Here is a 25,665-nt window from a genome sequence, read left to right as displayed (position 1 = left end):
AGTTGAGACCTAGCATCTAGGCAACTGGATCGCTCGCAAACAGCGGGTGTCCCCGCTCGGACCGAGGAAGAGTGATGACCGACTCCCTTCAGGACGCGGCCCGCGACCATCTGTGGCTGCACTTCGCCCGCCACTCGGCCATCCGCGACGGCGCCGAGGTGCCGATGATCGTGCGCGGCGAGGGCCCCTATGTCTACGACGACCGTGGCAAGCGTTACCTGGACGGCCTGGCCGGTCTGTTCACCGTCCAGGCCGGGCACGGCCGCGAGGAGCTGGCGCAGGCCGCCGCCAAGCAGGCGGCCGAGCTGGCGTTCTTCCCGCTGTGGTCCTACGCCCACCCCAAGGCCGTCGAGCTGGCGGCCCGGCTGGCCGACCTCGCCCCGGGCGACCTGAACCGGGTGTTCTTCACCTCCGGCGGCGGCGAGGCCGTCGAGAGCGCCTGGAAGCTCGCCAAGCACTACTTCAAGCTGGTCGGCAAGCCCACCAAGCACAAGGTGATCAGCCGCGCGGTCGCCTACCACGGCACCCCGCACGGCGCGCTGTCACTGACCGGCCTGCCCGGCATCAAGGCCCCCTACGAGCCGCTGGTGCCGTCGGGGTTCCGCGTGCCGAACACCAACATCTACCGGGCCACCGAGCACCGCGACGACCCCGAGGCGTTCGGGCGCTGGGCCGCCGACCGGATCGAGGAGGCCATCCTCTTCGAGGGCGCCGACACCGTGGCCGCGGTGTTCCTGGAGCCGGTGCAGAACGCCGGCGGCTGCTTCCCGCCGCCGCCCGGCTACTTCCAGCGGGTCCGCGAGATCTGCGACCGGCACGACGTGCTGCTGGTGTCCGACGAGGTCATCTGCGCGTTCGGGCGGCTCGGCACGATGTTCGGGGCCGACCGCTACGACTACGAGCCCGACATCATCACCTTCGCCAAGGGCGTCACCTCCGGCTACTCGCCGCTCGGCGGGATGCTGGTGAACGACCGGCTGTTCGAGCCGTTCAGCCGGGACGCGAACATGTTCGCGCACGGCTACACCTTCGGCGGGCACCCGGTGTCGGCGGCGGTCGCCCTGGCCAACCTGGACCTGCTGGAGCGCGAGGACCTGCTCGGCCACGTCCGGCGCAACGAGGACGCGTTCCGCGGCACCCTGGAGAAGCTGCTGGACCTGCCGATCGTCGGCGACGTGCGCGGCGCGGGCTTCTTCTACGGGATCGAGCTGGTCAAGGACAAGCAGACCCGCGAGACGTTCACCGACGAGGAGTCCGAGCGGCTGCTGCGCGGCTTCCTGGACAAGGCGCTGTACGAGGCCGGCCTGTACTGCCGCGCCGACGACCGCGGCGACCCGGTGGTGCAGCTCGCGCCGCCGCTGATCTGCGACCAGTCGCAGTTCGACGAGATCGAGCAGATCCTGCGCTCGGTGCTGACGGAGGCGTCGTCGCGCCTGTAGTCCGGCGCGCCCCGACCGGACGGGCGGCGCCGCCCGGGTCCCTCCGGCCCGGGCGGCGCCGCCCGTTCAGGCGTTCCGGCGGACCAGGTCGGCGGCCCTCTCGCCGATCATGATGGCGGGCGCGTTGGTGTGGCCCCGGATGATCTCCGGGAGGACCGAGGCGTCGGCGACGCGCAGGCCCGCCACGCCCCGGACGCGGAGTTCGGGGTCGACCACCGCGTCGTCGTCGGCGCCCATCCGGCAGGTGCCGGTCGGGTGGTAGATCGTCTGGGCGTGCGCGCGGACGTAGTCCACGAGCTCCTTCTCGTCGTGCGCGCCCGGGTAGGGGGCCATCGAGCCGCCCACGTACTCGTTCAGCGGCGCGGTGTCGAGCAGCTCCTCGGCGAGGCGCACCCCGTGGATCACGCGCCGCAGGTCGGCGTCGGCCGTCAGGTAGCCGGGGTCGATCAGGGGCGCGGCCAGGGGGTCGGCGGAGGCCAGCGCGACCCGGCCGGACGACTCGGGGCGCAGCAGGATCACCCCGACGGTGACACCGTGCTCGGTGGGCGCCTCCAGGCCGTGGTCGCTGAACGGCACCGGCGCGAACACCAGTTCCAGGTCGGGGGCGGTCAGGGCGTCGTCGCTGCGGGTGAACAGCACGGCCTCGCCGACGTTGGAGGTGAACGGGCCGCGCCGCAGCAGCAGGTAGCGGGCGACGTTGCGGGGCGTGTCGGCGCCGGTGAGGGTCACGGCGACGGTGGCGTGCCGCAGCACCGCCACGGCCAGGTGGTCCTGGAGGTGGCGGCCGACGGCGGGGCGTTCGGCCACCGGCTCGATGCCGTGCTCGCGCAGGTGGTCGGGGTCGCCGACGCCCGACAGCAGCAGCAGGTGCGGCGAGCCGACCGCCCCGGCCGACAGGATCACCTCGCGCCGTGCGAACAGGCGCCTGCCGTCGCCGCGCTCCACGCCGGTGGCCCGGCCGTCCTCGATGACGACGCGGGTGACCTGGGTGTCGGTGACGACCGTGAGGTTGCGGCGGCGGCGCGCGGGACGCAGGTAGGCGTCGGCGGCGCTCCAGCGGCGTCCGCGCTTCTGGGTGACGGGGGTCGGGGCGTGGCCCTCCCCGTCGGGGACGTTGAGCTCGGGCAGGCGCTTCAGGCCCCTCGCCTCGCAGGCCGCCAGGAACGCCCGCGTGGTCTCGTTCATGTCGCGCTGGTCGGAGACCAGCACGGGCCCGTCGGTGCCGTACACCCCGTCCGCGTTGCCGCCGACACGGCGCTCCAGCCTCCGGTAGTAGGGCATGACCTCGTCGTGGGACCAGCCCGGAACGCCCCAGCCGTCGTAGTCGGCACGGTGGCCGCGCACCCACATCATCGCGTTCATCGACGACGAGCCGCCGAGCATCCGCCCGCGCGGCCAGTACATCTCGCGGTGCTCCATCTCCGGCTGCGCGACGGTGTGGAAGTCCCAGTCGCGGGCCGTCCGGAACAGCTTCGCGAACGCCGCCGGGACGCCGACCTCCCGCGCGCGGTCGGACCCGCCCGCCTCCACGAGCGCCACGCTCGTGCCCGGGTCCTCGCTCAGCCGGGCGGCCAGCGCGCAGCCGGCCGAACCGGCGCCGACGACGATGTAGTCGAATTGCATGGGGGCTCCGAAGGGGGGTGAGAAGCCACGGCGCGTCCGACCGAACATAGACCCCGTGACGGAGCCATGACAATGCGTGCCGGCGATCGGGAACGGTGACGGCCCGCCGGGGTCCGGCGGGCCGTCACGGTCGCGCGGCTCAGACGCCCCAGTCGGGGCGCAGGGGCATCCGCGCGTCACCCTTGTCGTCGAGCTTGACGCCGAGCGTCTGGTGGAGCTGGATCCAGTTCTGCTCGAAGCCGAGGACGCAGCCCGCCATGTACACGCGCCACACGCGGGCGGTGCCCTCGCCGACCTCGGCGACGGCCTCGTCCCAGTGGTCCTCCAGGTTGTCGCACCAGCCGCGCAGGGTGCGGGCGTAGTGCTCGCGCAGGTTCTCCTGGTGGCGGATCTCGAAACCGGCGTCGTTCATCTGCGACTGGATGTAGCCGGGGCCCTCCAGCTCGCCGTCGGGGAAGACGTACCGGTTGATGAACCCGTCCTGCTTGATGGGCGGGGCCAGGTTGTCCGGGCGGGTGATGGTGTGGTTGAGCATGCGCCCGTACGGCTTGAGCTTGTCGTACAGGAACGAGAAGTACGACGGCAGGTTCGCCTTGCCGATGTGCTCGGTCAGGCCGATGGAGCTGACCGCGTCGAAGCCGGTCTCGGCCACGTCGCGGTAGTCCATGTGCCGGACCTCGGCCAGGTCCGACAGGCCCCGGTCGGCGATCGCCTTCTGCGCCCACTCGGCCTGCTGCTTGGACAGCGTCACGCCGAGCGCCTTCACGCCGTACTCCTTGGCGGCGTGCATCACCATGCCGCCCCAGCCGCAGCCCACGTCCAGCAGCCGCATGCCCGGCTCCAGCCCGAGCTTCTTCGCGACCAGGTCGTGCTTGTGGAACTGCGCCTCCTCCAGGGTGGAGTGCTCCTCGGGGAAACAGGCGCAGGTGTAGGCCATCGACGGGCCCAGCACCCACTCGTAGAAGGTGTTGGAGACGTCGTAGTGGTGGGAGATGGCCTTGGCGTCGCGCCGCTTGGAGTGACGCAGCCAGGACGGGACGCGGCTGAACGGGGCCTCCTGCGGCGGGGGGTCCAGCCGCCGGGACACCGCGCCGCGCAGCAGCGGGTCGCGCAGCACCTCCGAGAGGACCCGGGCCTTCTCGCGGGCGCTGACCTCACCCAGCACCTGCTGCATCGTCGACAGCACGGTGTACATGTCTCCGGACACGTCGATCATGCCGCTGACGTACGCCCGGGCCAGCCCCAGCGCCCCCGGCGAGTGGACCAGGTACGACACCGCGTGGGGCGAGCGCACGTGGAAGCGCAGGTCGGCGCCGTTCACCCCCGCCCGCGACCCGTCGTAGGCCGTGAACTCCACTGGCGCCCCAGCCCCGGCGAGCCGCTCGAAGACCCTGGCCAGCGTCATCTTGGTTCCTCCTGTCGTTCCGCCCCGGGGAAAGCGGGGTCCTGACGTGGTGTCGCCGGCCCCGGCCGCGGGGCCTCCCCCCGATAACCGCGCGGACGTCAGCGTCCGCGCACGCACTTGTCGTAGAGGTCCAGCAGTCGCTCGGCGGGGTCGTAGGCGGATTTCAACCGCCGGTAGGTCTCCCCGTCGTAGTACCGCCAGAACTCGTCCCGGCTGTAAAAAGCAGTCGAATAGAGAGACTTGTGTCCGTCAAGGTCCGCGACCCGGCGTTCGATCAGACGGTTGTGGTACTCGGGGATCTGGCCCGGGGGGAGCCGGACCGTTCCCCAGAAGCCCACGTTCACGTAGGTGCGGCCGGGCTCCAGCGGGTACAGCGGCCAGCGTTCGCGGGCGCGCAGCGGGCACAGCCAGACCGGGCTCATCCCGATCTTCTCGTGGAAGAACTCCAGGAACGCCGGGAGGTTCTCGACCGGCACCTCGATGTCCTGGATGACGTCCTCGCGGGGCCGCTGGCCGCGCCAGCGGTCGACGCGCGCGACGACCTGGAAGCGGCGGTCGTAGGCGACCATCCTGCGGTAGACGTCCGAGCGCTTGGCCTTGTCCGGCCACAGCCGCCGCACCACCGGGTGCTGGACGCCGAACGCGCCCGAGCACCAGAACCAGTCGGTGTCCCAGCGCCAGATGTAGTCGCGGACGGTCAGGAAGTCCACCGACCGCTGCTGGATCGAGCGGTAGTAGATCTTCTGGCCGGTGTAGTCGGAGGTGTAGGGCGCGGTGTCGACGAACGTGCCGATGGTGACGTACTGCTCGTCCGGGCCGAAGACCGTGCCGTCCATGAAGTCGACGGACTCGCCGTCGTGGGTGCGGCTCTCGCTGATGTCGGCCATCGCCCGCGCGGCGGCCGCGGCGTCGTCGAAGCGCAGGTGGCGGACCTTCACGTACGGCTTGACCGGCACCAGATCGATCTTCAGGCGGAGCGAGTAGCCGAGGGTGCCGTAGGAGTTGGGGAAGCCGTAGAACAGGTCGGAGTGCTCGTTGTCGCGGGTGGCGACGACGGTCCGGCCGTCGCCGGTGAGCACCTCCATCTCCTGGACGGCCTCGTGCGGCAGTCCCAGATGGAAGGAGGAGGACTCGATGCCGAGGCCGGTGACCGCGCCGCCCAGCGTGATCGTCTTGAGCTGCGGCACGACGGTCGGCATCAGCCCGTGCGGCAGGGTCGCGTCGACCAGGTCCTCGTAGGTGGTCATCCCCTGCACCTGCGCGGTCCGGGTCGCGGGATCGACGCCCAGCACCCTGTCGAACCCGGAGACGTCCAGGCCGGGCGCCTGCGAGGGATCCCGCCACCGGAACAGGTTGGAGGTCTTCTTCGCCAGCCGCACGGGGGTCCCCTCGGGGATCGCCGCGTACGACCTCCGGAGTGCCTCGACCGCCCGCCGGTGATCGTCGTTGATCAGAAGCTCCGTCATGTCCCCTCCCATGGCCAGTAAACCGATCATCCCATGTATGGTCCACATAAATACGCGAGAAGATCGTCACAGGTCGGCAGGGGAATAAAACCCCGCGAGTCCTCCGGTGGCGGGGCTTTCGGTCGTCCGTTACTTGACGAGCCGGGGCGTCCAGGGATAGCGGAAGTCGCGTCCGGCCAGCGCGTAGCACGCCGCGATCCCGGCGACGATCCAGGTGACCGCGTACAGGATCCCGCCGATCCCGAACGTCACGATCGTGAGAAGCAGCAGGGTGAGCTGGAAGTTGAGCGCCGCGACCGCGTGCCGCCGCACGTACTCCGACCGCTTGCCGCTGAGCGCCATCATCACCAGCGGGCCCACGAACGACGTCACGTAGCCCAGCCCGTGGGTCAGGGCCGCCAGCGCCCGGTCCTCACCGGTCGGCTCGGGACCGGTTCCGGCCATTCCGGCGGCGAGCGCGGGCCGTCCGCCCGTCCCCGCCAGGTCGCGGAACAGCACCTCGATGTCGGCGTGCGTCTTGGCGGTCATCGCCAGATGCATCCGCGTGTCGAACTCCTCGTGCTCCAGCCGCCCCTCGGCGTAGGCCTCCTGGAGCCGTTCGACGGCCGCCTCCCGCTCGGTGTGCCCGACGCGGAGCTCCCCCATGGCATTCGTGGTCTTCATACGTTCCATCCTCGGCGGCGCCCGCTCTCCCCACCATGGGGGAAGACCCTGATCCACCCCTGAGAGCACCACCCCGCACGGCGGAGGAGGGGGTACCCGCGCGGGGGACGGCGGCCGGCCGCGTCCGGCCGTCAGCGCTCGACGTACTTCTTGCCCGGCGTCAGCGGGCGGCCGTACAGCTCCGAGACCGTCACGAAGACGTAGCCCTTGGCGGAGAGCCTCTGGAGGATGGCGGGCACGGCGGCCACGGTCGAGGGGTGGATGTCGTGCAGCAGCACGATGTGGCCCGGTCTGGTGGCCCGGAGAACGCGCTGCTCGACCTGGCGGCTGTCGCGGTCCTTCCAGTCCAGCGGATCGACGGTCCACAGGATCTGGGCGAGCCCGAGCCGTCTGCTGACCGAGGCGACCGTGCCGTCGGTGGAGCCGTAGGGCGGGCGCATCAGCGTGGGTGTGACGCCCGTGGCGTGCTTGATGGCGGCCTGCGTGCGCGACAGCTCGGCATGGACCTTGGCGGCCGACGAACGCCCCAGGTCGACGTGGGTGTAGCTGTGGTTGGCCAGTTCGTGGCCGGCGGCCAGCTCGCGGCGCAGCAGGTCGGGGCGGGACTCGACGTTCCGGCCGACCATGAAGAACGTGGCGCGCGCCTGATGCCGGGCCAGGATGTCCAGCAGCTTGGCCGTCGGCGCCATCGGACCGTCGTCGAAGGTCAGCGCCACGCATTTGGCCTTCTTGCAGTCGGTCTTCCGGGGCCGGGGCGGAGTGGTCGGGGCCGCCTGGGGAGCCGCCGTGCCCTGCGCCCCGTCGTGGGGCCTGCCCTGCGGCGCGGCGCGCGTCGCGTCCCGGCCGTTGGCGGCCAGCCCGGCGGGCGCCCGGGCGTCGTCGGCGGTCGCCGCCTGCAGGGTGCTGAGCCAGCCGCAGGCCGTCAGCGCCGCCGCCGCGGCGCACCACCGATGAAACGCCCCCGTCCGTGCCATGTGCGCCCTCTCGCCTCGCCCGCCCCCGCGGGTTCACCGGATCCGCCAGTGTAGGGCGTGCGCATCCGCCGACATGGCGGAAACCTGCCCGTGTCGGGAACCCCGTCTGACCGGTAGATCGTTATTGTCATACCGCACCACTGTCTCCGGAACCGTTCCGGAGCGGCATGACACGGACGGGACAGGCCGATGAGGTTCCGGGACCGGTTCGGGCTCCGCAAGAACCGTGGTGACTCGGTCGCCAAGTTCGACCGCGAGGCCACCGACGCCGACATCGAGGCACTGATCGCTTTCGCCCGCTCCCGCAAGGGCGTGGAGTTCTTCGTCGAGCCCGAGACGTTCGCGACCGACACCACGGCCGTGGCGGTCGCCGACGACGGCGAGTGGACCCGCCGCCGGGTCGGCTCCCCCAAGGTGATCGGGAAGGTCGCCCGCGACCTGGGCCTGCCGGTCTACGACGTGCAGATCGTCGGCTACCCCCCGCGCATGCGCGCCTGGAACGAGCGCAACCGCGACCGCGCCCGCCGCATCGACCCCGGCACCCCCGGCGAGGCCGTCTCCTCCTGACCGCCTTCCCCGGCCGCTCCCGCTGATCAGTCGAGGAGCTGCCGGGTCAGGGCGTCGACCGCCCACTCCCGCCACTGTCCGGCGCTCCAGCCGCGTTCGCCGACGAGCAGGTGGTAGGTCTCCGGGGCCAGCACCGCGAGCGCGATGTCGGCCGCGCGCGACGCGTCCATGCCGCCGCGCAGCGCCGTCTTGGCCGCCAGCGCCTCGGCGAGGCGGAGCTGCACCGTGCGCCGCTGCTCGATGTTGGTCCGCCACAGCTCGGCGATCTCGGGATCGTTCGCGGCGGCCGACCGCACGGCCTCCAGCAGCGGCGTGACCCGCTCCAGGATCTCGCCCGCGGCGGCGACCTGGAGCCGGAGCTGCTCGGCCGGCGGCGCGGCGACGGCCGCGGCGACCCAGGGCCGGTCGAGGGTGGCGACGGGCTCGGCGTCGCCCGCGATCTCGACGTCCAGCAGCTCCGACAGGATCGCCCGCTTGGTGGCGAACGTGAAGTAGAGGGTCTGCACGGCCATGCCCGCGCGTTCGGCGATGGCCTTCATCGTGGTGGCCGTGTAGCCGTGCGCGGTGAACAGCTCCCGCGCCGCCTCCAGCATCCGCGCCCGGTTGGCCGCGGTCCTGGCCGCCCGCACCCCGGGTCTCCTCGTGCCCATCCCCACACCCGCCCCCACTTGACTGGAGTATCACTCTAGTGGAATTTTCACTGGAGCATTGCTCTAGTGAAGGAGTGTTCATGAAGGGGAGACGTGCGCCCGGCGGGTCGCTGGACGGCCGGGGCCGGGCGTTGCTGCTGCTCACGGCGGTGGAGCTGGTGGTGTTCCTGGACACCACGGTGCTGAACGTGGCCCTGCCCGCGATCGGCCGCGACCTGCGTCTGGACGAGGCGGGCCTCGGCTGGGTCACCAACGCCTACCTGCTGGCGTTCGGTGGCTTCATGCTGCTGGGCGGACGCGCCGCCGACCTGCTGGGGCCGCGCCGGGTGTTCGCGTGGGGCCTGGCGGTCTTCACGGTCGCGTCGGCGCTGGCCGGGCTGGCGGGGACGGCGTGGCTGCTGGTGGCGGCGCGGGCGTTGCAGGGGATCGGCGCGGCGGTGGTGGTGCCCGCGCAGCTCGCGTTGCTGACGGCGACGTTCACCTCCCCCGAGGCGCGCCGCCGGGCGTTCGGGGTGTGGAGCGCGATGGGCGCGGCGGGCGCGGCGGTCGGCACGGCGGCCGGGGGTCCGCTGACCGACGGGTTCGGCTGGCCGTCGATCTTCCTGATCAACGTGCCGGTGGGGGTGGTGGCCCTGGCGTTCCTGCCCCGCCTGCTCCCCGCCGACCCGCGCCCGGACGCCGCCGGAGCGGCCCGCGCGGCCGGCACGGCGGCGCGCCCGGCGGGCGGCGCGGAAGTCCCGCCGACGCCGGGACCGCCGCCGTCCGCTCCGGGACGGGCCGCCACCGCCGCGGCGCCCCCGCGCGACCCCGCCGTCGGACGTCCGGCGCGGGGGCCCGGGCGGCTGGACGTGCCGGGCGCGGTCACCGGGACGGCGGCGCTCCTCCTGCTCGGGTACGCGATCGGCGCGCTGGGCGACCCGGGCGCCCGCGCGGTGGCCTGGCCGTGCCTGGCCGCCGGGGCGGGGCTGCTGGCCGCGTTCCTGGTGATCGAGGCGCGCAGCCCGCATCCGCTGATGCCGCTGCGGCTGTTCGCGGTGCGGGCGGTCAGCGGCTCCGCGGCGGTGAACGCGCTGGTCGGCGCGGCGCACGTGCCCGCGTTCGCGCTGCTGGCGCTGTACCTGCAGAACAGCCAGGGCTACGGCCCGACCCGGTCGGGCCTGGCGGTGCTCCCGGTCGCGGCGGTCAACATCGTGGTCTCGCGCACCCTCATCCCCTACGCCCTCAAGCGGCTGGGCGCGACGGGCGTGCTGGCGGCGGGGATGGCGTTGCAGGCCGCCGCGATGGCGTGGTTCGCGCGGCTGCCCCTCGACGGCTCGTACGTGGTGGACGTGCTGCCCGCGGCGCTGGTGTTCGGGGTGGGGCTGCCCGCCGCGTTCGTGGGGGTGACGGTGCCCGCCGTGACGGCCGTGGACAAGGACGACACCGGCATCGCGGCCGGGATCGTCAACACGGTGCAGCGCGTCGGCTCCGGCCTGGGCGTCACCGCCCTCCTGCTGCTGGCCGCCGAGGTGGGGGGCTCCACGCCGGAGGCCTACATCGACGGCATCCACGCGGGCTTCGCCGCCGCCGCGGCCCTGGCGGCCCTCGGCTGCCTCCTCACGCTGTCCCTGCTCCGCCCGGGTCCCGGCCGGGCCTCCTGAGAGCCGCGGCGCCCGTGCCGTCCCGCCGGTGGACGGCACGGGCGCCGTCCGGCGTCAGGGCCGGATCAGGCCGTAGAGCCTGGCGATCTCCCGGTCGTCGGCGATCAGCGGGAGCGTGTCGAAGGTCAGCGTCCAGTCGGCCGGTCCGCCGTCGCGGTGCCCGAAGCGCTCGATGATGCCGAACGAGGTGGTGCGGCCCTGGCTGTTCACCGTTCCGTACCACTCCTGGTAGGTGGCCACGGGGGTGCTCACCCTCGCGCCGGGCTCCAGCCTCGCGGCGGGGTCGGCGCCGAACGTGCTGAACAGCCGCCGCAGGTAGGCGAGCTTGCCGCCGCGGGTGTGCAGCCGTCGACCGTCGAGGCCGGTGCCCGACAGCGGGACGTTCCGCATGGAGTTCACCAGGGCGGCGGCGTCCCGCCGGTTCCAGGCCGCGGCCCGGCCCGCGACGTCGTCGGGGGCCGCCGGGCGCCCGGCGGCCGGGGCGGTGCCGGGGCCGCGGTCCCGCACGTCGCCGAACAGGTCCCTCAGGGAGCCGTCGAGCGGCCTGAACCACCGGAACCGGTCGTAGTAGCGCCTCCCCTGGACGACGTCACCGTTCCGGTCCAGCACCACCCGGTAGATCGCGGGGTAGGAGACCTCGTTGCCGTTGATGACGGCCTCGTTGTGCGCGCCGTACATGACCACGTTCGGGCCGACGGCGACGCGGGTCGGCCGGAACCCGAACGAGGGCACGAGGCGCAACGACCCGCGGATCGAGTTCTCGATGTTCGCGCGCCCCCGGACCGGCTCCCGGGCGGCCTCCCAGAGGGTCGCGTCCTCGTGCCACATCTCCCCGTAGGCGGCGACCCGCCGGTTCAGGTCCGCCTCGTCGGGCGCGCCGGGGGTGGTGTAGGTCGGCATCGCCCCGAACCGCGTCTGACGGTCGATGAACGTCCGGGCGGCGGGGGTGGGGGTTCCCTCGACCACCGCCGGGCCGTCCGCCCGTGCCGTGACGGCGGGGACCATCGGGACGGCGATCGCGACGGCGACCACGAACGCCTTGACCGAACGTGTGTCCACGGGTGCTCCTTGCGGGGTGAGGCCGAGCGCGGGAAGGACGCCGCCAGCCTCCCGGACCACGCCATCGAAGATCGATTACGTGCGGGGTCATACGTCGCACCGGTCACCGGCGGACCGGCCGCCGGAGGGCGGCCGTCACGTTCGCCGCAAGGGGTGAGGACGCCGGACGCGGAGCGCGGATCGGTGACCACCGCCTCTGAAGCGGGCGCAGCGGCCGCCGAGGTCACACGCGACGCCGGCAAGGAGGCGTCCCGTCACTCCTGGCGGGAGGTGGTGGCGGCGCCCTCGGGGAGCAGGAGCGCGCGGTCCCGCCAGGCGCGTTCCCACTGGCGGGTCAGCGCGGGATAGACGATCAGGTAGCGGAACGGCGCGATGAGGGCCATGTACAGCCGCCCGAACCGGCCGTTGGGCTTGACCAGCACGGCCATCCGCAGCTCGTGGTCGCCGTCGCCGGTCGGCGCCCACCCCAGGTGCATGAGGGTGTGGACGGTCTTGTTGGCCAGTTCGCGGACGGACTCGTCGGGAAGGTCGTACACCGGGCTGAACGGGGTGGCGTCGGCGGCGGAGTCGTCCGCGGTCTCGCGGAGGTCGTCCGGCAGGCGGTCGCGCAGCGGCCGGACGCGCGCCCCGAGGCCCGCCCCGGACCCGTCCCAGCCGAGCAGGGCGCCGAGCTTCCAGCGCACCGCGAACAGGAACCGGACCGCGGGGGGCTGGTTGGCGAACCCGCCGCCCGCCCGCATCGCGGCGAGCATCACGGGGAAGTCGTCCGGCCCGGCACCGGGGGTGCGGAAGGACCACACGTCCTCGACCTCGAAGTCGGCGGCGATCTCGTGGATCCGCCATGGCCGATCGGTATGGGCCGTCCGAGGAAGCTTCATGACCGCCACCGCCTCTCCCGCGCCGGGACGCCGCCCGCCGCTCATTTCCATACGCCTACGTATAAACCGAGGCTAGCCCGTTTATACGGCCGCGTATACACGGCGCGGAAGTGAGCTGGGGCACATGGCGGGCGCAAGGGCGGGCCGGGGGCCTCCGCCGTGGAGGGGTTCGGGGGTTCCGGGCCCGCTGCAAGGGGTGTGGGAAAGCGGGCCCGGAACCGGTCAGCTTGCTTGGGGCTCCTCTTCTTGTAGGTCCTCGTCGTGGGAGGAGAGCTCTCTCGCGATCAGGGCCGGGTGGATCGCCGACGGGGGGATGCCGGCGGCCATGATCTCCCGGAGCAGCCAGGCCAGGGGGTAGTCGGGGGCGGCGCGGTCCAGGGCGATGTTCGCCAGGGCTCCGTCGCCCGTGCTGTAGGCCGCGTAGGCCAGCAGCACCGCCGGGGCCGTGATGTAGGGCTCCTCCACCCGGCGGACGACGTAGCGCCAGAACTCCAGGTGGGGGCCGGGATCGTCGGGGTCGATGCGGATCCACGCCTCGTCGCGGACCCGGGTCTCGGTGAGGAGGACGCCCAGCCAGGCGACCTCCTCACCGGTGGGCGGCGGGCCGTCGCCGCGGACCCGGGCCGGCAGGTCGTCCAGCAGGGCCGTGCCCTCCCGGGCCGCGCGGGAGCGGATCCGGGCCGGGGACAGGCCCTCGCGGACCCAGTCGAACCAGCGCTGCTCGGCCCGGGTCGTCGCCTCCCGCATGGGCAGGCCCAGGGAGGCGATCGAGCGGACCAGGTCGGAACGGTCGGGCAGCACCACCTGGCCCGCGAGGGTCGCCTCGGCGGCGATCTGGGTGGCGGCGATGTCGTAGCGGCGGCCCTCGGGGGGACAGCACGGGCTCGCGCAGCTCAGCGACCACCAGCGGCCGTCGCCCACCCGCATCGTCTCGGCCACCTCGACGCCCGCGTGCTCCAGGGCCGAGCGGATCCGGCCCACGGCCGCCGCGACGCGGCCGGGCGGGCCGTAGCCGAGGAGCACCGCCCGTTCGAAGCCGTTGCCCGTCAGGACGGCGGCCAGGCGCTCCCCCTCGGGATCGCCGCCCCGGGGAGGTAAGTCCTGGCGGAGGGCGCATGTGCCGTGGGGGCCGCCGTAGGCGACCAGCACGATGCTGTCGGAGGGGTGGAAGCCGAGCAGGTAGGGGACGGCCGCGATCACGTCCTCCGGGGTGCGGATCCTCATCTGAGGGGGTCGGTTGCTCATGGGTCGAGCGTGGCAGGCGGGACGCGGCGGCCGACAGGCCGGAGGAGGACCTGTGGATAACTTCTTTCAGCCCCGGTCCGCCCGGCGGCAGGCCGCCGCCCTGCACGTGCGCAGGCTCGTCAGCCAGGCGTGCAGGCGGCGGAGGGTGGCCTTGTTCGTCTTGGGGGCCAGGTTGTGCAGTTGGTGCGGGTCTTTCGCGCGGTCGTAGAGCTGGCGCTCGCCCGTCGCGTACTCCACGTAGGTGTGGCGCGCTGTGCGCAGGGCCGCGTAGGTGGGCGGGAGCGGGCAGCCCTTGCGGGTCCTCGTGTCGCAGTCGGGGCCCTCGGGCCTGTGCCTGGGCCGGTCCGCGAAGAACTCGATCAGCATGCCGCGCCGCCACGCCACCCGGCGGCGGGTCAGGACGGGGACCAGGGAGCGCCCCTCCACGAACGACGGCGCCCGCGCCCCGGCCAGCTCGGCGAACGTCGGCGCCAGGTCCACCGTGCCGCTCGGGGCCGTGATCCGACCGGGGCGGACGCCGGGGCCGTGGACCAGCAGCGGAACGCGCACGTCCTCCTCGAAGGGCGTCGTCTTGCCCGGCCGCAGCCGGTGCTGCCCCAGGTGGAAGCCGTTGTCGGAGGTGAAGAACAGGTAGGCGTCACGGGCCCGGCCGGTGCTCTGGAGGGTCCGCAGCACCGCGCCGACCATGTCGTCCACCGCCAGCAGCGAACGCATCCGGGCCCGGTGGACGCGGTCGATGCGCCTGACCTCCCCGGGCTTCAGCGGCGGCAGGCGCCGCAGCCAGCGGGGCTCGGACCGGGAGGCCGCGCGCCCGAACGACGGGGTGCGCGGCGCCCGCGCCCTCCCGAACGCCCGCGCGTGCCGGGGCGCGTGGGCGGCGGGCAGGTGCGGGGCCACGGGCGCCAGGTGGAGGAACAGCGGCCGGTCGGCGGGGGTGGAGGCGATGAACGACGTGGCCCTCTCGGTGAGGACGTCGTCCAGGTGCCGCGCGTGGGGGCGGCGCTCCCCCCGCTCGACGAGGACGTAGTCGCGCTGGCGGTAGAGGTTCCGGGCCGTGGGCACGCGCCAGTCGTCCCAGCCGGGCGGCACGTACGCCGGACCGGCCGTGGCCGGGTAGCCGTTGAGGAACTTGCCGACCAGCGCCGTCCGGTAGCCCGCCGCGCGCAGCCACGTCCCGACGGTGGAGCGGTCCAGGCCGCGGGCGTGGAAGCGTTCGAAACCGCCGCCGGGCGGGTTGTTGGTCCGCACCCCGTGGCTGTGCACGTACTGCGAGCGCAGGATCGTCGCGCGCGACGGGCAGCACCAGGAGTCGGCGACGGTGAAGTTCGTCAGCGCGGCGCTCTGGCGGCGCAGGCGCGCGAGGTTCGGGAAGCGGCGCAGGTCGTCGTGGGCGGCGAGGTCGTCGGCCACGATCAGCACGATGTCGGGGCGGCGCGGCGCGGCGGCCGGGGCGTCCCCGCCCGCGGCCGCGAGGGACGCGGCGAGCAGGGCGGGGACCGGGGCGAACGCCCAGGGGCGGCGGGGGTGGAACACCGGGGGCCTTCCTGACGAGCGGGTCTCCCCCGACTCTTCCCCCGACCCCCCGGTCCTGTCACTCTCCGTGAGGGCGTGTTCCCCCTAGGCGTCGAGGACCTGGTTCTCGCGCCGCACGACCGGCGGCTCGGTGGACCAGGGGAAGTTGATCCACTGGTCGGTGTGCTTCCAGACGTACTCGCACTTCACGAACGAGCGGGGCTTCTCGTAGACGACGGCGCAGCGCACGTCGGCGACGTGGTCGGCGCAGAAGTCCCGGACCAGCTTCAGGGTGGCGCCGGTGTCGGCGACGTCGTCGGCGACCAGCACCTTCGCGCCCGACAGGTCCACGGCGTTCGGCACCGGCGGCAGCATGACCGGCATGTCCAGTCGCTGGTCGACACCGGTGTAGAACTCGACGTTCATCACGTGGAGGTTCTTGACGTCCAGCGCGTAGCCGAGGGCTCCGGCGACGAACAGGCCGCCGCGCGCGATCGACAGGATCAGGTCGGGCCGGTAGCCGCTGTCGGCGATCTCCTGCGCCAGCGCGCGGCTGGCGGTGCCGAACAACTCCCAGGTCAGGACTTCTCTTTCCGCAGACACGAGCCCCATCTTCGCCGATCGCCCGGGGTGCTCCGGACGCGGGGACCGGTCAGCCGCACACGTCCACGGCGATCTTGCAGGCGTCGAGCGGGAGCGTTCCACGCAGCACGGCGGGCCGGGTGCCGTTCGGCCCCGGAGCGGTCATGACGCTGGCCAGCCCGTCGAAGAAGCCGGTGAGGCTGTCGAGCAGGACCAGCAGCTCGCGGTCGTGCCCGGCGGCGAGGCGGGCGTAGGGCGCGGTGCCGTCGACGAGGCCGCCGAGGTTGCCGCCCTGTCGCTGGAGGGTGCCGCCGACCCGGGTGGACAGCCGCCCGGCCTCGTCGAGCAGGCGGGCGACCCGGTCCGGCGCGCCGGTCGCCAGCGGGGCCAGCGCGTCGGCGTCGCGGGCCACGCCGACGACCGTGTCGCCCCGGCCGCCGAGCGCGCCGGACAGCCCGGCCAGGTCCTCGGTCAGGCGGCGCAGCTCCGCGCGGCGCCGGTGGGTGGCGTCGACGACCTTCGCGCCGTTGTCGACGGCGCGGCGCAGGGCGGGGCCCTGGTCGTCGAGGCCGCGCGCGAACGTGTGCGCGAGCGTCGCCACGTCCTGGGGGTCGACGACCCTGCCGAACTCGTAGGCGGGGCGGGCGGTGTCGGCGGGGTCGGCGGCGTCGCGGGTGCGGGTGACGGTGCCGCCCTCGGCCAGGTAGGGGCCCGAGCCGCGGCCGAGTTCGAGGGTGATCTCCTTGGGGCCGAAGACCGAGACGGGGTCGACGCGGGCCTCGGCGTCGCGCGGCACCCGGACGTCCCGGCCGACGCGCATCCGGACGCGGACCCGGCCGTCGGGGTTGAGGCCGACCGATTCGACGCGGCCGACGGTGACCCCGCGCACCTTGATGTCGGACCTGGCGTCCAGTCCCTGACCGGCCCGGCCGAAGACGGCGTCGTAGGTGGTGGTGCCCGCGTTCGCGGGGAGCGCGGGGAACGCGACCGCCGTGGCGGCCGCGGCGATCGCGACCGTGCCCAGCAGGGCGAACCTGGTCCGCGAACGCGCCGACAGCCCCGAATCGGTCATGCCGTTACCCCCTCTGCCCGGCCACAACCGGCCGCCCGCCGTAAGTGAGCACTTGCATTATCCGGGGCAGGCGGTCCCGACCGTCACCCACCGGCCATGTGATCTCTTTCACGAAGATCGTCCGGCGTTCCGCCGGTGGTCGCGGCGACCGCTCCTCGCGGTTCCGGCCAGAGCGTCCCCGGCGGACGGTAGCGTTGGGCGACGTGCCCGCCCCTGAAGTGCTGACCGCCAGCGAGACCCGCGTTCCCGACATGGCGACCCTGCTCGCCGCCGCCGTCGAGGCGATCGGCGGCGCCGAACGCCCCGGCCAGGTGAGGATGGCCGAGGCCGTCGCGCACGCCGTCGAGAGCGGGGAGCATCTGGCCGTCCAGGCGGGCACCGGCACCGGCAAGTCCCTGGCCTACCTCGTCCCGGCGATCCGGCACGCCGTCAGGAACAGGACGACCGTCGTGGTGTCCACCGCGACCATCGCCCTGCAACGCCAGCTCGTGGACCGCGACCTGCCCCGGCTGGCCGAGGCGCTGGAACCGCACCTGGGGACCGAGCTGAAGTTCGCGATCCTCAAGGGCCGCCGCAACTACCTGTGCCTGCACCGGGTGCAGACCGGCGTCCCCGACGACCCGGAGGAGTTCGGCGAGAGCCTGTTCGACCCGCAGCAGATGTCGACGCTGGGCCGCCAGGTCAAGCGGCTCAACGAGTGGGCCGAGGAGACCACCACCGGGGACCGCGACGAGCTGGTGCCGGGAGTCAGCGAGCAGGCGTGGCGGCAGGTGGCGGTGACGGCGCGCGAGTGCCTGGGCGCCCAGCGCTGCCCGCAGGGCACCGAGTGCTTCGCCGAGCTGGCCCGCGCCGAGGCGGGCGAGGCGCACATCGTCGTCACCAACCACGCGCTGCTGGCGATCGACGCGCTGGAGGAGTTCCAGGTCCTGCCCGACCACGACGTGGTGATCGTGGACGAGGCGCACGAGCTGGTGGACCGGGTCACCTCGGTCGCCACCGGGGACCTCAGCGCGCCCGCCGTGGAGATCGCCGCGCGCCGGTGCGGACGGCTGGTCGAGGAGGGCGTCGCCGACCGGCTCAAGCAGGCCGGGGAGGCGCTGGGTCACCTGCTGGAGGACCTGCCCGCCGGGCGGATGGACGTGCTTCCGGAGTCGTTGGGGCAGGTCGTGGCCGTGGTGCGGGACGCCGCGCACGCGTGCCTGACCGCGATCGGCCCGGAGAAGAAGGAGCTGGACCCGGCGGACGCGGGCGCGCGCAAGGCCGCGCGGTCGACGCTGGAGGAGATGCACGACACGGCGGTGCGGCTGCTGGAGTCGTTCCAGCCGCCGATCGCCGAACGGTTCGACGTGGTGTGGCTGAACAAGCCGTTCGTGCCGGACGGCCGCCCCCGGCGGCCCCCCGCGCTGCACGTCGCGCCGATCGGGGTCGGCGGGCTGCTGCGCACGACGCTGTTCGAGAAGCGGACGGCGATCCTGACGTCGGCGACGCTCACGCTCGGCGGGTCGTTCGAGCCGCTGGCCGGGCAGTGGGGGCTGCCGCCGCTCGGCGAGGGCTCCTCCCCCGACGCCAGGACCGCCGCCGAGGGACTGGCGAAGACCGCCACCAAGGACGGCAAGGGCGACGGGGAGGCCAAGAAGCTCGTCTGGTCGGGGCTGGACGTGGGGTCGCCGTTCGACCACGCCCGGTCGGGGATCCTGTACGTCGCGCGGCACCTGCCGCAGCCGGGACGCGACGGGCTGCCCGACGCCTACCTCACCGAGATCACCGAGCTGATCGAGGCGGCGGGCGGGCGCACGCTCGGGCTGTTCTCCTCGATGCGGGCGGCCCGGCAGGCCGCCGACGAGCTGAGGGACCATCTGTCCCACCCGTTGCTGTGCCAGGGCGAGGACTCCACGTCGCTGCTGGTCAAGCAGTTCGCCGAGGACGAGCGGAGCTGCCTGTTCGGGACGCTGTCGCTGTGGCAGGGCGTGGACGTGCCCGGCCCGTCGCTGCAACTGGTGATCATGGACCGGATCCCGTTCCCGCGCCCGGACGACCCCGTGCAGTCGGCGCGGCAGCGGGCGGTCGCGGCGCGCGGCGGCAACGGCTTCATGGCGGTCGCCGCCACGCACGCGGCGCTGCTGCTGGCGCAGGGCGCGGGCCGCCTGCTGCGGTCGATGGACGACCGGGGCGTCATCGCGGTCCTCGACCCGCGCATGGTCACCGCCCGGTACGGCGGGTTCCTGAAGAACTCGCTGCCGCCGTTCTGGGCCACCACCGACGCGGAGAAGGTACGCGGCGCCCTCCGCCGCCTCGACGCCGCCGCCTCCTGAGCCCGTGAAGCCATGCGGCCCCTCCCGGTGGGGTGACCGGGAGGAGCCGCCCCATGGGGGTGGGTGTGCGCGTAGGTAAGGACCCCCATGGGTGCCAGGTGGCCCGCGCGTTTAATGCGGCTGAGATCGCCGTGAATACCCTCACGCCGGCCCCGACCACGCACGCGAGCGCGTCCGGAGGCTGAGGCCGGGATCAAAGCCGAAGGCGAGATCCCGGCGGAAGATCGCGAAGCGATGCAGCGCTCGCCCGCGCAGCGGTCAGCCCCGGAGCCCCCAGGGCGGAGGGGCTGGGCCGTGAAGCAAATGAACACAGTGACCGGGAGGAGCCGCCCCATGGGGGTGGTGTGCGCGTCGGTGAAGGTCCCCATGGGTGATCAGGTGAGCTGGGCGTTCGTCCGGGCGCTCAGCTCGTTGCGGCAGGTCGTGCCGGTCTTGGCCAGCAGGCTGGCCACGTGGGTGTCGACGGTGCGGTGCGACAGGAACAGGCGTTCGGCGATCTGGCGGTTGGTCAGGCCCGCCGCGACCAGTTCCAGCACGTCCATCTCGCGGCTGGTGACGCCCGCCGCGCGCAGCGGCGCGGGGACGGGGGTGCGGCCGCGGCCCCGGCGCGTGGGCGCGCCGGCCCGCCGCAGCAGGTCGCGGCAGGTGCGGGCCAGACGAGGTTCCCCGGCGCGGTCGAACACGTCGAGGTCGGCGCGCAGCACGGGCACGGGATCGCCCCACCCGTCGGCGACCGCCGCCTCCAGCGCGAGCAGCCGGCACAGCCGCCGCCACCAGGGATGCTCCGCCAGCACGAGGTCGCCCATGGCCAGCAGTTCGGCGGCGCGGCCGGAACGTCCCGCGCGTCCGGCCGCGACCGCGTCGGCGTAGTGCAGAACGCCCTGGTTCACGCCGCGCAGCACCGCGGAGGAGCGCCGCAGCGTCGTGCGGGCGTCGTCGGAGCCGTGGACGGTCCGCAGCAGCGCCCACAGTCCCCACAGCGGGACCGGCGCGGCCTGCGGCCGCCCGACCAGGCGGCGCATTCCGGAGTCCAGCAGCCGGTCGGCCTCCGCCAGGTCGCGGTCCAGCAGACGGCGCAGGGCGGACACCGCCGGGGTCAGGGCCGCCACCTCGATCGGCGCGTCGGGGAGGTCGGCGGCGGTCGTCAGCGCCCGGTCCATGCCCTCGTCGTCGGCGTCGGCGGCGTGGGCGAACGCCACCAGCAGCTCCGCGACCGCGCGGGCGCCCGAGAGGCGGAGGCGGGCGGCGCGGCCGGCGGTCCGGCGGGCCAGGGGCGCGGCGGCGCGCGGCCCCTCGGCCGTGCAGATCGTCTTGGCGCGCAGCAGGTCGCAGGCGACGACCTCGGCCAGCAACCCGGCCTCCAGGGCCAGCTCGCGCGCCTCGGCCAGCGCCGGGTGGGCGCCGCCCTCCACGGCGGCCAGGCCGGTCAGCGCGGCGATCCGCCAGGGGGTGAGGCCGTGTTCGGCGGCGACCTGCGCGGCGTGGCCGTAGGTGGCGCGGGCGGCCGGCGGGTCGTGCGACGTCGCGCAGCGGCCGAGGGCGATCAGGGCGCGGCACAGGGCCTCGCCGTCGCCCGCCCGCCGGGCGCGCGCGATCGCGTCGGTGGCCAGCGCCGCCGCGCGGGTCAGGTCGCCGGGGCCGAACGCGGCGCCGGCGGCCAGCACCAGGGCGTGCGGGTCGGCCGGGCGTCCGGCGCGGGCGAGCAGGCGTTCGGCCTCCGGCCAGCGGCGCAGCGCGAGCGCGGCGTCGGCCAGGCGCAGGCAGAGCCGGGCGTGGTCGTCGCCGGTCGCGGCGGGCAGCGCCGCCGCGCCGGTCTCCAGGGCCTCCCCGGCGCGGCCGGTGAGGGTGAGGAGGCGGACGCGCTCGACGACCACGGCGGCGCGCGGGCCGCCCGACAGCGACCCGGCGCGGGCCAGCATCGTGTGGGCGTCGCGGAGCGCGCCGCGCGCCAGGTCGCGGCGGGCCAGCCGCAGGTAGATCGCCCCCGCGCCGTCGCGGTCGCCGCCCGCCGCCAGCAGGTCGGCGGCGCGGGCCTCGTCGTCGGGCGCGCCCCGGTCCAGCAGCGCGGCGGCGGCGCGGCGGGCGAGCGCGGACCGTTCGGGCGGCGGGACGGCGGCCAGCACCGCCTCCCTCGTCAGGGCGTGCCGCCAGCGCAGCGCGTCCCCGGCCGGCACCAGCAGCCGGGGCCGCCCGGCGCGCAGCGCCGCCAGCACCGTCGTCTCGTCCAGCCCGGTGACCGGACCGAGCACCGCCGGGTCGGGTTCGCCCCCGACGACCGCCGCGGCCTCCACGACCCGCCGGTGCCCGGGGTCCAGCGCCGCCAGCCGCGCGTCCACCAGGCCCGCCAGCGTCGGCGGGACCGGAGCGGGCGCGCTCCCCTCCAACGCGCCCGCCACCAGTTCCTCGACCAGGAACGGCAGGCCGTCGGACTTGTCCAGCACCAGCCGCCGCACCGGCTCAGGCAGGTCGGCGGTCCCGGCGCGGCGCCGCGCCAGCTCGACGACCCCGGCCGGGTCCAGCCGCCGCAGCCGCACCGCGGTCGTCTCGGGGCGGTCGAGGACGCGGCCGCCCCGGCACGGCTGGTGCTCCTCGTCGCGCGCCGACCCGGCGACCAGGACGGGCAGCTCGCGCACCGCCCCGGCCAGGTACTCCAGGACCGCCAGGGTGTCGGCGTCGGCCCAGTGCAGGTCCTCCAGCACCAGCAGGCAGCCGCGTCCGCCGTTCAGCAGCGACAGCAGCCGCGCCAGCCCCTCGCCGAGCACCACCACCGGGTCCACCAGCGGCGGGGGCGGCTCCCCCTCCCCCGCCCAGCACGGCAGCAGCCGTCCCAGCGCCGCGCGGTAGGGGCGCAGCTCCGCCACGGCGTCCGGGGGTTCGTCGCGCAGCAGGCCGATCAGCGCCTCCGCCAGCGGCCGGTACGCGCCGCCGCCCTGCACCGCGCGCCCCGTCAGCACGAGCATCCCGGCCGCCCGCGCGCGGGCGGCGGTCCCGGCCAGCAGCAGGCTCTTGCCGATCCCGGCCTCGCCCAGCACCATCAGCATCCCGCCGCGTCCCCCGGCCGCTCCCGCGACCAGGTCGCCCACCAGTGCCGACTCGGCCTCGCGCCCCACCATGGCGGGGCTCTCCCCCAACGTCATGGCTCCGAGTATCCGCAGGTCCCCGCCCCGCGACATCCGGAGTTCCACTGACCTACCGGGTTGCCTACCCAGTCCCGCCCTAACTCGGTGACGCTCACCGATCCGCGCCCCCGGCCCGCCGCGCGACGCTCCTGGAGTCGGCCCGACAGCCGAGGAGGAGCACATGCGAACCCGACACGAACCGCAGGGCCGCCCGGACGATCGCAATGGAGATCCCGCGCGGCCCGGCCGTCCGGAACCCGATCGTCCGGCAGACCCGCCGCCGGAGATTCCGCCTGGTCCATGTACCGGGCACATGAGAGGGGACATCATGAGCAACCGCGTGAAACTCCGCCAGCTCGCGCTGGCGGCGGCCGCCACCGCGACGCTGGGCGTCGCCGCGGCCGGGCCGTGCGCCGCGGCCGAGGCCGGCACCACCGCCACCACCGCGGCCGCGAAGGCGGGGCCGGGGCCGTTCTACTGGATGATCAACCTCAAGTCCGGCAAGGCGGCCATGCCCTACGAGCACTCCAAGGAGCGGAGGGCGCCGATCGTCCAGTCGATCAAGGGGAACTACGGGGCCCAGCACTGGAAGATCCTCGGGTCCGGCACCGAGCGGAAGATGGAGAACCGGCACTCCAAGTACTGCATGCGGGCCACCTCCACCACCAGCAAGGTCGTGGAGCAGGACAACTGCGGGTTCTCCGGCGCCCTGTGGGTCGTCTCCGACTACGACGCGATGTGGGCGGGCAAGCCCGTCTACTGGAAGAACTTCTATACCGGCGAGTGCCTGGAGGGATACGGGGCCGTTCTCCGGACCGCGTCCTGCACGTACACCAGCAACCAGTACTTCCGGTTGGAGCACGTCCCGGGCACCTGACCGCCCGGGATCGTGGGGGGACGGTGCGGGTGGGGCCGGCCGAGATCCCGCCCCACCCGCGCCGGCGGAACGCTCAGCGCCGGATCGTCTCCAGGAAGTCGCCGATCCGGCCGATGGCCTCCTCCAGCTCGTCGGCGTGCTGGAGGGTGACGACGCGGAAGTGGTCGGTGCTCGGCCAGTTGAAACCGGTCCCCTGCACCACCAGGATCCTCTGCTGCTCCAGCAGGTCGAACGCGAACCGCACGTCGTCGGCGATCGGGTACATCTCCGGGTCGAGGCGCGGGAACACGTACAGCGCGCCCCTGGGCCGCACGCAGCTCACGCCCGGCAGGTCGTTCAGCAGCTTGGCGGCCCGGTCGCGCTGCTCGCCGAGGCGGCCGGTGGGCAGCACCAGGTCCTCGATGCTCTGGTGGCCGCCGAGCGCGGCCTGGATGGCGTACTGGGCGGGCACGTTCGGGCACAGCCGCATGTTCGCCAGGATGTCCAGGCCCTCGATGTAGGACTCGGCGTGCTCCTTGGGCCCCGACAGCACGACCCAGCCGGAGCGGAAGCCCGCGACCCGGTAGTTCTTGGACAGGCCGCCGAACGTCAGGCACAGCACGTCCGGCGCGAGCGAGGCGATCGGGACGTGCGCGGCGCCGTCGTACAGGATCTTGTCGTAGATCTCGTCGGAGAAGATCAGCAGGTTGCGGCGGCGCGCGAGCTCGGCGATCCGCGCCAGGACCTCCCGGGAGTAGACCGCGCCGGTCGGGTTGTTCGGATTGATGATCACGATCGCCCGGGTGCGGTCGGTGATCTTCGCCTCGATGTCGTCGAGGTCGGGCTGCCAGTCGGCGGCCTCGTCGCAGCGGTAGTGGACCGGGGTGCCGCCGCTCAGCGACACCGCCGCGGTCCACAGCGGGTAGTCGGGCGCGGGGATGAGCACCTGGTCGCCGTCGTTGAGCAGCGCCTGGAGCGTCATGACGATCAGTTCGGAGACGCCGTTGCCCAGGTAGACGTCCTCGACGTCCACCCCGGCGATCCCGAGCTGCTCGCAGCGCTGCACGACGGCGCGGCGGGCGGGCAGGATGCCCTTGGAGTCGCTGTAGCCGTGCGCCTCCGGCAGGCCGCGGATCATGTCCTGGATCAGCTCGGGCGGCGCCTCGAAGCCGAACGGGGCCGGGTTGCCGATGTGCAGCTTGAGGATGCGGTGGCCTTCGGCCTCCAGCTGCTTGGCCCGCTTGAGCACCGGCCCGCGGATGTCGTAACAGACGTTGCTGAGCTTCCCCGACTGGTTCACCTGCATGAACCAACCCTATTCACGCATGTGGCAGGTGCGCTCGGGTGGTACGGACCAGTGCCCGCCCGGCCCCGTCCGGCTTCTTCGGGTTCGTCCCGGCCGGGGGTCAGGGACAGGCCGACCGGAGTTCGGCGAGCGGCCTCAGCCGGTCGGCGCGATGGCCCTCACCGAGGGGCCAGTAGACGTGGTCGACGTTCAGCTTCGCCAGCCGTTCCAGGTCGGCGACGACCTGGCGCACCGAACCGGTCAGCGGCAGCCGGTCCGGGCCGAGGTCCCGGTCGGTGACGGGGCCGTTGGCCTGCGCGACGACCGGCAGCGCCGACGGGTCGCGCCCCGCCTCGGCCGCGGCGTACCGCAGCCCGCCGACCGCGTCCTCCAGGTCGTCCCACCGGGACACGGCCAGGGTGAGACCGGCGCCGAGCCGCGCCGCGCGCCCGATCGCCCTCTCGGTGGTCGCTCCCACCACGAGCGGGGGGCCGCCGGGCAGGACCGGTTTCGGGCCGATCTGCGACTCGCCGATGGTGTGGAGGCGCCCCCGGAACGACACCGGGTCGGGACCCCACACGGCGCGCATCGCGGCGACGTGCTCCTCGAAGCCCGCGCCCCGGCGGCTCATCGGCACGCCCGCCGCCTCGAACTCCTGCGGCATCCAGCCCTGCCCGAGGCCGACCAGCAGCCGCCCGCCGGACAGCCGGTCGACGGTGGCGATCCGGCGGGCCAGCACGACCGGGGGGTGGAACAGCGCGGCGACCACGGACGTGCCGAGGACGATCCGGGCGGTGCGGGCCGCCACGTAGGCGAGGGTCTCCAGCGGGTCGTACGCGACCGCCCACTCGGCGGGCGCGGGCGCGGGCGGCGTGAGCCCGCCGTAGGAGATGTCGGCGGGCGGGCGGAGCAGGCGTTCCTGGACCCAGACCGACCCGAGGCCGACGCGTTCGGCCTGCTCGGCGGTGGCGGCGATGACCTCGGGGGAGGCGGCCGGGCCGGTGGTGGGCAGCAATACACCCAGTTCCATGTGCTCTCCTTTCGCGGGGGACGAGGGGGTCCGAGAAGCGTTGACCCCTGACGCGGCGCGACCGGCGCGTACCGCGCGCGGCCGCCGCGTGATCAATGCTTGTCCCGGCGGGCGGGAAACGCGGCGACATGATCGTCAAATTACTGCAAAGATTCACTGAGTCACGAGCCCTGTCAGAAAATTACCGGCGGGATCTCGGCGCCGCGTGTCGAGGGGCCGCCCGCGATTGGACTTCGCGTCCAATTGTGATGCGCGCAACATACATGCAGGCTTGCTTGCTTGTAACTG

General features: G+C 73.9%; 20 protein-coding genes. 5 read left to right on the top strand and 15 right to left on the bottom strand.

What is annotated here, in order from left to right:
* Positions 1–74 precede the first annotated feature (74 nt).
* Positions 75–1,439, top strand: coding sequence for an aspartate aminotransferase family protein (locus tag HNR61_RS16300; protein WP_182844025.1), 1,365 nt, complete (start codon positions 75–77; stop codon positions 1,437–1,439).
* Between the two features lie 66 nt (positions 1,440–1,505).
* Here HNR61_RS16300 and HNR61_RS16295 read toward each other — a convergent pair whose 3' ends face one another.
* The 5 genes from HNR61_RS16295 to HNR61_RS16275 form a co-directional block, all read right to left on the bottom strand.
* Positions 1,506–3,062 carry a GMC family oxidoreductase gene (locus HNR61_RS16295; protein ID WP_182844024.1) on the bottom strand — a complete coding sequence of 519 codons (1,557 nt, stop codon included), beginning with the start codon at positions 3,060–3,062 and terminating at the stop codon, positions 1,506–1,508.
* Between the two features lie 139 nt (positions 3,063–3,201).
* Positions 3,202–4,467 carry a class I SAM-dependent methyltransferase gene (locus HNR61_RS16290; RefSeq protein ID WP_182844023.1) on the bottom strand — a complete coding sequence of 422 codons (1,266 nt, stop codon included), beginning with the start codon at positions 4,465–4,467 and terminating at the stop codon, positions 3,202–3,204.
* A gap of 98 nt (positions 4,468–4,565) precedes the next feature.
* Entirely contained in the window at positions 4,566–5,933 is a 1,368-nt protein-coding gene (locus tag HNR61_RS16285) for an FAD-binding oxidoreductase (protein WP_182844022.1), read from the bottom strand.
* Between the two features lie 129 nt (positions 5,934–6,062).
* Positions 6,063–6,596, bottom strand: a complete 534-nt coding sequence (locus HNR61_RS16280) for a DUF1707 and DUF4870 domain-containing protein (protein ID WP_182844021.1) — start codon at positions 6,594–6,596, stop codon at positions 6,063–6,065.
* Positions 6,597–6,727: 131 nt separating this feature from the next.
* Positions 6,728–7,570, bottom strand: coding sequence for a polysaccharide deacetylase family protein (locus tag HNR61_RS16275; protein WP_182844020.1), 843 nt, complete (start codon positions 7,568–7,570; stop codon positions 6,728–6,730).
* 189 nt (positions 7,571–7,759) lie between these two features.
* Here HNR61_RS16275 and HNR61_RS16270 point away from each other — a divergent pair, with 189 nt between their 5' ends.
* Positions 7,760–8,137, top strand: a complete 378-nt coding sequence (locus HNR61_RS16270) for a hypothetical protein (RefSeq protein WP_182844019.1) — start codon at positions 7,760–7,762, stop codon at positions 8,135–8,137.
* Positions 8,138–8,163: 26 nt separating this feature from the next.
* Here the strand turns inward: HNR61_RS16270 and HNR61_RS16265 are convergent, their stop codons facing one another.
* The gene (locus tag HNR61_RS16265; protein WP_220509437.1) at positions 8,164–8,787 is read right to left on the bottom strand and encodes a TetR/AcrR family transcriptional regulator; all 624 of its coding nucleotides are present in this window, start codon (positions 8,785–8,787) and stop codon (positions 8,164–8,166) included.
* 80 nt (positions 8,788–8,867) lie between these two features.
* Here HNR61_RS16265 and HNR61_RS16260 point away from each other — a divergent pair, with 80 nt between their 5' ends.
* A complete protein-coding gene (locus HNR61_RS16260; RefSeq protein WP_182844018.1) occupies positions 8,868–10,427 on the top strand; it encodes an MFS transporter in 1,560 nt (519 codons plus the stop codon).
* 54 nt (positions 10,428–10,481) lie between these two features.
* Here the strand turns inward: HNR61_RS16260 and HNR61_RS16255 are convergent, their stop codons facing one another.
* The 6 genes from HNR61_RS16255 to HNR61_RS16230 form a co-directional block, all read right to left on the bottom strand.
* Entirely contained in the window at positions 10,482–11,486 is a 1,005-nt protein-coding gene (locus HNR61_RS16255; protein WP_182844017.1) for a nuclear transport factor 2-like protein, read from the bottom strand.
* 254 nt (positions 11,487–11,740) lie between these two features.
* Complete coding sequence (locus tag HNR61_RS16250) at positions 11,741–12,364, bottom strand: DUF2867 domain-containing protein (RefSeq protein WP_182844016.1); 624 nt, start codon at positions 12,362–12,364, stop codon at positions 11,741–11,743.
* A 222-nt stretch (positions 12,365–12,586) separates the two neighbouring features.
* Positions 12,587–13,609, bottom strand: coding sequence for a DUF4192 domain-containing protein (locus HNR61_RS16245; protein ID WP_182844015.1), 1,023 nt, complete (start codon positions 13,607–13,609; stop codon positions 12,587–12,589).
* 66 nt (positions 13,610–13,675) lie between these two features.
* Complete coding sequence (locus HNR61_RS49180; protein ID WP_182844014.1) at positions 13,676–15,142, bottom strand: sulfatase family protein; 1,467 nt, start codon at positions 15,140–15,142, stop codon at positions 13,676–13,678.
* Positions 15,143–15,226: 84 nt separating this feature from the next.
* A complete protein-coding gene (locus HNR61_RS16235; RefSeq protein WP_182844013.1) occupies positions 15,227–15,724 on the bottom strand; it encodes a phosphoribosyltransferase in 498 nt (165 codons plus the stop codon).
* Between the two features lie 49 nt (positions 15,725–15,773).
* Entirely contained in the window at positions 15,774–16,775 is a 1,002-nt protein-coding gene (locus HNR61_RS16230; protein WP_182844012.1) for an MlaD family protein, read from the bottom strand.
* Positions 16,776–17,026: 251 nt separating this feature from the next.
* Between HNR61_RS16230 and HNR61_RS16225 the strand changes: the two genes are divergently transcribed.
* Positions 17,027–19,087 (top strand): ATP-dependent DNA helicase, encoded by a 2,061-nt coding sequence (locus HNR61_RS16225; RefSeq protein ID WP_182844586.1) that lies wholly within the window; start codon positions 17,027–17,029, stop codon positions 19,085–19,087.
* Positions 19,088–19,461: 374 nt separating this feature from the next.
* Here the strand turns inward: HNR61_RS16225 and HNR61_RS49175 are convergent, their stop codons facing one another.
* Positions 19,462–22,224, bottom strand: a complete 2,763-nt coding sequence (locus HNR61_RS49175) for an ATP-binding protein (RefSeq protein WP_182844011.1) — start codon at positions 22,222–22,224, stop codon at positions 19,462–19,464.
* 310 nt (positions 22,225–22,534) lie between these two features.
* Here HNR61_RS49175 and HNR61_RS16215 point away from each other — a divergent pair, with 310 nt between their 5' ends.
* Positions 22,535–23,083 carry an RICIN domain-containing protein gene (locus tag HNR61_RS16215; RefSeq protein WP_182844010.1) on the top strand — a complete coding sequence of 183 codons (549 nt, stop codon included), beginning with the start codon at positions 22,535–22,537 and terminating at the stop codon, positions 23,081–23,083.
* Positions 23,084–23,156: 73 nt separating this feature from the next.
* Here HNR61_RS16215 and HNR61_RS16210 read toward each other — a convergent pair whose 3' ends face one another.
* Entirely contained in the window at positions 23,157–24,368 is a 1,212-nt protein-coding gene (locus tag HNR61_RS16210; protein ID WP_182844009.1) for a pyridoxal phosphate-dependent aminotransferase, read from the bottom strand.
* Positions 24,369–24,468: 100 nt separating this feature from the next.
* Positions 24,469–25,377: a TIGR03619 family F420-dependent LLM class oxidoreductase gene (locus HNR61_RS16205; RefSeq protein ID WP_182844008.1), complete on the bottom strand. Its 909-nt coding sequence runs from the start codon at positions 25,375–25,377 to the stop codon at positions 24,469–24,471.
* Between the last annotated feature and the right edge of the window lie 288 nt (positions 25,378–25,665).

The sequence above is a fragment of the Actinomadura kijaniata genome (genome assembly GCF_014138665.1).
Classification (GTDB): Bacteria; Actinomycetota; Actinomycetes; order Streptosporangiales; family Streptosporangiaceae; genus Spirillospora; species Spirillospora kijaniata.
The sequence above is the reverse complement of the archived record's forward strand: the minus strand, read 5'-3'. Positions and strand labels throughout refer to the sequence as shown.